1 protein-coding gene is annotated in these 5523 nt (G+C 38.8%); it reads right to left on the bottom strand.

What is annotated here, in order from left to right:
• Positions 1-4930: HYR domain-containing protein (locus DCO46_RS22080; protein WP_165829081.1), on the bottom strand; the 4930-nt coding region annotated here is incomplete at its 3' end.
• Positions 4931-5523: the final 593 nt, after the last annotated feature.

Here is a 5523-nt window from a genome sequence, read left to right as displayed (position 1 = left end):
GGGTGTCATTCGCTGTAAGGGAAGCCGTTGTACCTCCTGTGTTTCCGTTGATGCTGGTTGTAGTTTCGGTTACAGCGTCGATTGTCGCTGCGCCTACTGCCACTACTGAAGTTACCGTATCGCAGTTGCCTGTATTGGTAATCTCACAGATGGTATATTCTACGTTGTAGTTTCCTGCAGGGGTATTAGCCGCAACGGTTACTGTTCCGTTGGCGTTTAGGGTAAGTCCTGTCGGAACGGTTACTCCAGTCAGTTTTACCTGTCCTGGATTGGTTCCGATCACCACCGGGTTTCCGTTTAGGGTGTCATTCGCTGTAAGGGAAGCGGTTGTACCTCCTGTGTTTCCGTTGATACTGGTTGTAGTTTCGGTTACAGCGTCGATTGTCGCTGCGCCTACTGTCACTACTGAAGTTACCGTATCACAGTTGCCCGGATTGGTAATTTCACAAATGGTATATTCTACGTTGTAGTTTCCTGAAGGGGTGTTAGCCGCAACGGTTACTGTTCCGTTGGCGTTCAAAGTAAGTCCTGTAGGAACGGTTACTCCGGTCAGTTTTACCTGTCCTGGATTGGTTCCGATCACCACAGCGTTTCCGTTTAGGGTGTCATTGGCGGTAAGGGAAGCGGTTGTGCCTCCTGTGTTTCCATTGATATTGGTTGTAGTTTCGGTTACAGCGTCGATTGTCGCTGCGCCTACTGTCACTATTGAAGTTACGGTATCACAATTCCCTGTATTGGTAATTTCACAGATGGTATATTCTACGTTATAGTTTCCTGCAGGGGTGTTGGCCGCAACGGTTACTGTTCCATTGGCGTTTAGGGTAAGCCCTGTCGGAACGGTTACTCCGGTCAGTTTTACCTGCCCTGGATTGGTGCCGATCACCACCGGGTTTCCGTTTAGGGTATCATTGGCAGTAAGGGAAGTAGTTATACCTCCTGTGTTTCCGTTGATAATGGTTGTCGTTTCGGTTACAGCGTCGATTGTTGGAGCAGAAACTGAAATAGAAACTGTTGCTGTGCTACAATTTGTTGGATTTAATTTTTCGCATATTGTGTAGTCGAAGGTATAAACACCTGCTGGAGTATTTGAATTTACGGTTACTGATCCAGTAGTTGTGTTAAAATTTAAGACCGAAGGCAAAGTGGTACCTAAAGTAATATTTACGTCATTGCCATTAACAGCGTTACAATTCAAAAGATCATTGTCTAAAACACTTGTAACTGCAGTTCCTCCTGCATATCCGTTAAATGAAGTTACACTATCATTATTTGCCAAAATTGGTCCTACGATTTTTACCGTCTGAGAGCAGGTAGCCGTGTTTCCGGAATTATCCGTTACAGTCCATGTTACCGTTGTTACTCCGATTGGATATGAACCAGGAGCATTATTCGTAACCGAAGCAACACCACAGTTATCAGCAGTTGTTGGGGTTCCCAAAACAACTCCTGTTGCTGTACATGAATTTGCATCTGTAGTTTTAGTAACATTTGCTGGACAGGTGATCGTTGGTTTTTGGGTATCGCTAATGGTTACTGTTTGAGAACAAGTAGCCGTGTTTCCTGAATTATCCGTTACAGTCCATGTTACCGTTGTCACACCAATTGGATATGAACTTGGTGCATTATTCGTAACCGAAGCAACGCCACAGTTATCAGCAGTTGTTGGGGTTCCCAAAACAACTCCTGTTGCTGTACATGAATTTGCATCTGTAGTTTTAGTAACATTTGCTGGACAGGTGATCGTTGGTTTTTGGGTATCGCTAATGGTTACTGTTTGAGAACAAGTAGCCGTGTTTCCTGAATTATCCGTTACAGTCCATGTTACCGTTGTCACACCAATTGGATATGAACTTGGTGCATTATTCGTAACCGAAGCAACGCCACAGTTATCAGCAGTTGTTGGGGTTCCCAAAACAACTCCTGTTGCTGTACATGAATTTGCATCTGTAGTTTTAGTAACATTTGCTGGACATGTAATTGTTGGTTTTTGTGTGTCGTTTACAACAGTCACAGAGGTACTAGTCGCTGTACAGTTTGCTGCATTTATCGATATTACATAATATCCTGTATCTGCTGAAAGACCTGTCCAGGTAAGTCCTGATCCTGTTCCTGCTTTTACTGCCTGAACAGCAACGTTACCTGAATTATATAATTGGTAATTCACTCCATTAACCGAAGTTGATGATGTTACTGCTCCCCCATTCGCAGGCACACATATAGTACTACCCGTCAATGAAAGTACCGTAGGATTTGGAGTTGTAGAAATATTTACTGTGTTACTAGTTGCAGTACATGTTGAAGCATTTGTAGAAATAACATAATATCCTGTACCTGCTGCAAGACCTGTCCAGGTAAGTCCTGATCCAGATCCTGCTTTTACTGCCTGAACAGCAACATTAGCTGAATTATATAATTGATAGTTCACTCCATTAACTGATGTTGATGAAGTAATAGTTCCATTTCCGCCAGGAGAAACACAGATTGTACTTCCTGTTAAAACAAGTGCTATTGGATTTGCAGTAGTTGAAATATCTGCTGTATTACTTTTTGCTGTACAGTTTGCCGCATTTGTCGAGATAACATAGTATCCGGTCGCAGCCGAAATACCTGACCATGTAAGTCCTGATCCTGTTCCTGCTTTTGCCGTTTGAACTGCAACATTAGCTGAATTGTATAATTGATAATTTACGCCACTAACCGAAGTTGAAGATGTAATAGTTCCGTTTGCTCCGGGAGAAACACATATTGTACTTCCTGTCAAAGCAAGTGCTATCGGATTTGCATTGGTAGAAATATCTACTGTTGCACTTTTAGAATTACATCCATCAGCATTAGTGCCTATTACATAATATCCTGTCCCTGCAGCAAGTCCAGACCAGTTAAGTCCAGATCCTGTTCCTGCTTTTACAGTTTGAACTGCGACATTAGCTGAATTGTATAATTGATAATTTACACCAGTAACCGAAGTTGAAGATGTAATAGTTCCATTTCCTCCGGGAGAAACACATATTGTACTTCCTGTCAAGGAAAGTACCAAAGGAGCTGCTTTTGGAGTTGTAGAAATGCTGGCGGAATTATTTGCCGGATTACTATCAGTCGAAGAAGCCGGAAGAGATGCAGTATTATTATAAGATCCACTTGCATTTACTGTTGCCGTAACGTTTAAAGTTACAACTGCTGATGGTTCTAAATCACCGATACTCCAAACCCCTGTAGCTGAATTATAAGTTCCTGTTGAAGGAACTGAACTCACATAAGTATAACCTGATGGTAATAAATCATTTACTGATACTCCAGTAGCATTATTAAGACCCAGATTGCTTACTTTAACAGTAAACTGAACATTTGAATTTACGCATGGCGCAGCAACGTCCACTGTCTTAGTAACACCTAAATCTGTACATAAAGTAACTGAAACTGGTTTTGATTGCGATACTGATCCACATGATAAAGTAGAGGACACAGAGTAAGAACCTGTCTTGGATGCAACATAAGAATTAGTAGTTGCCCCGCTAATTGCAGTTCCGTTATAGAACCATTGATAAGGAGCAAATCCTGAAGGTGTCGTCAAAGTAGCTGAACTATTAGTACATCCTCCTCCTGAAACATAAGTTAAAGATGGATCTTCAGGAATCTGGGCAAAATTTGAGAAAAATCCTGCCATTGAAAATCCACCTCCCTGTTGTACAATAGAAATTGTCATTTTCGCAGTACTCGATACAGAAATGAAATTTGGACTTCCAATTTGAGTATCTTCAAAGTTTATTATATACCAACCTGTGCTTCCTAACTGATGACGAGGAGTTATACCTGAAATTGTCTCTATATTAACACCGTTTACATTTATAGCTGCAGTCGGATCTTTTAATAAAATATATCCAAAGTAAGGAAGAGATCCATTATTGTAATGTCTGAATTTTGCTGTTTCAATAAAATTTGATCCACCACATTCAGAGACAGGAGCAATAGTAGAAACATCAACCTCACATGATTGTGCCGTTCCTGAATATACTGCTACATTATTTGTAGCAAAAACTCTGGAAGCAGAAAAATTAGTATTAGTAACACCATTTAAAAAAGTAAAGAAATCTCCCGCATTTACAAGCGTTTTTGTTACTGTTCCTACCAATGTTCCGGTTGCAGAGAATGTATCAATCGTTAATTTTGTATTTGGTTTTGTTGCAACTACGGTAGTTTGTTCTGCTGTATCATTACCTTTTCCTCTTTCAATAAAATATTCTGACCCTAAAACTGATTCTGGCGGAATCTGATTAAAGGCTCCATCTCCACAACCGTTCGGCGTATCAATCGCTGCAGAAGTATTCATTACGGTACTATTTGATGATTCTACCAAAGAACCTATAGCTGCTTTAAACAGGTAACTTTGACCTGCATCTAATGTTGCAATAACAGTACCGTTCAATTTGATTGATGTACCATTATTAATAGCCATAATGGTATAAATTGGAAATTGCTCTCCATAATTACCAAAATTACCAAGCGATCCGTCTCTATAATATCCAATTCTATACTTTACACCAATTCCTGCATCACCAAAACTTGTCAATGCCGCATTTCCTTTAATTTCCCTATCACCAAAAGCATCTGAAGCGACGTTTCTTAAGTTAATAGCTATAGGACCGCCAGTAGCTGTAACAATTAATCCCGCTCCATTCAAAACAGTATTAAAAGGATATGCCTTAGCTGTAGCAGCAGTTGGCGAACCTGTAAATCTGTATACTGCAGGAGTTCCTTTAATTGCTGTTAGATTAGTCACTAATGTTCCATCACTTTTAGACACATTAATGCTCACATTGCTTGTAGAATTTGTTGCTATAACAATTTCATTAGCATCACTATAATACTGCCATGGGGCTGGTGCAATATAATGTTTCGTGTAAAATTGAGCAGAAGCACTAGAAGCAATCAATAAAAAAAATAAAACAAAAAAATTAGGTTTAAAATATTTAAACCAATTAAGAGTAAAGTTACACATAGACAACTTGAGTTTGTGGAACAGAGATATCAAATGCTAAAAAACCGATGATAGTCCTTAGCATATAGGTGAAATACGAAAAAAATGAAATGTTGGATTTAAAAAAAGTAATAAAAATCTTCTTCTGATTTTTATAAAAACTGCGAAGCGTTTGGACCATAGTCATGATTTGGTTCAAGACACACAATTGTCTTAGGTTAGAATTAGTAGTTTGGAGGTGCGAAATTATATAAACACCTCAATACTAACCACTTTACTCGACAAAATACCCATAAAACCGTTGAACAACATATTTTATAAGTTAAAGTTGACAATCAATTAGCAAAAAAGTAACTATTTGCTAACTATTGGCTAAAAAAAGGGTAAATCTTTGGCATATTTTTAAATTCTTACATATTTTAATAACAAAAAGTCAAATTAAAAGGTAGTTACAGTAAATGGTAATATTTTTCAATTATTTAAAAATCAAATAATTAAATATTTTAAACCAAATAAATACTTACATTATTATAAAACTGTAGTTTTTT

It is taken from the genome of Flavobacterium sp. HTF, assembly GCF_003105115.1.
In the GTDB taxonomy this organism is placed as follows: Bacteria; Bacteroidota; Bacteroidia; order Flavobacteriales; family Flavobacteriaceae; genus Flavobacterium.
The sequence above is the reverse complement of the archived record's forward strand: the minus strand, read 5'-3'. Positions and strand labels throughout refer to the sequence as shown.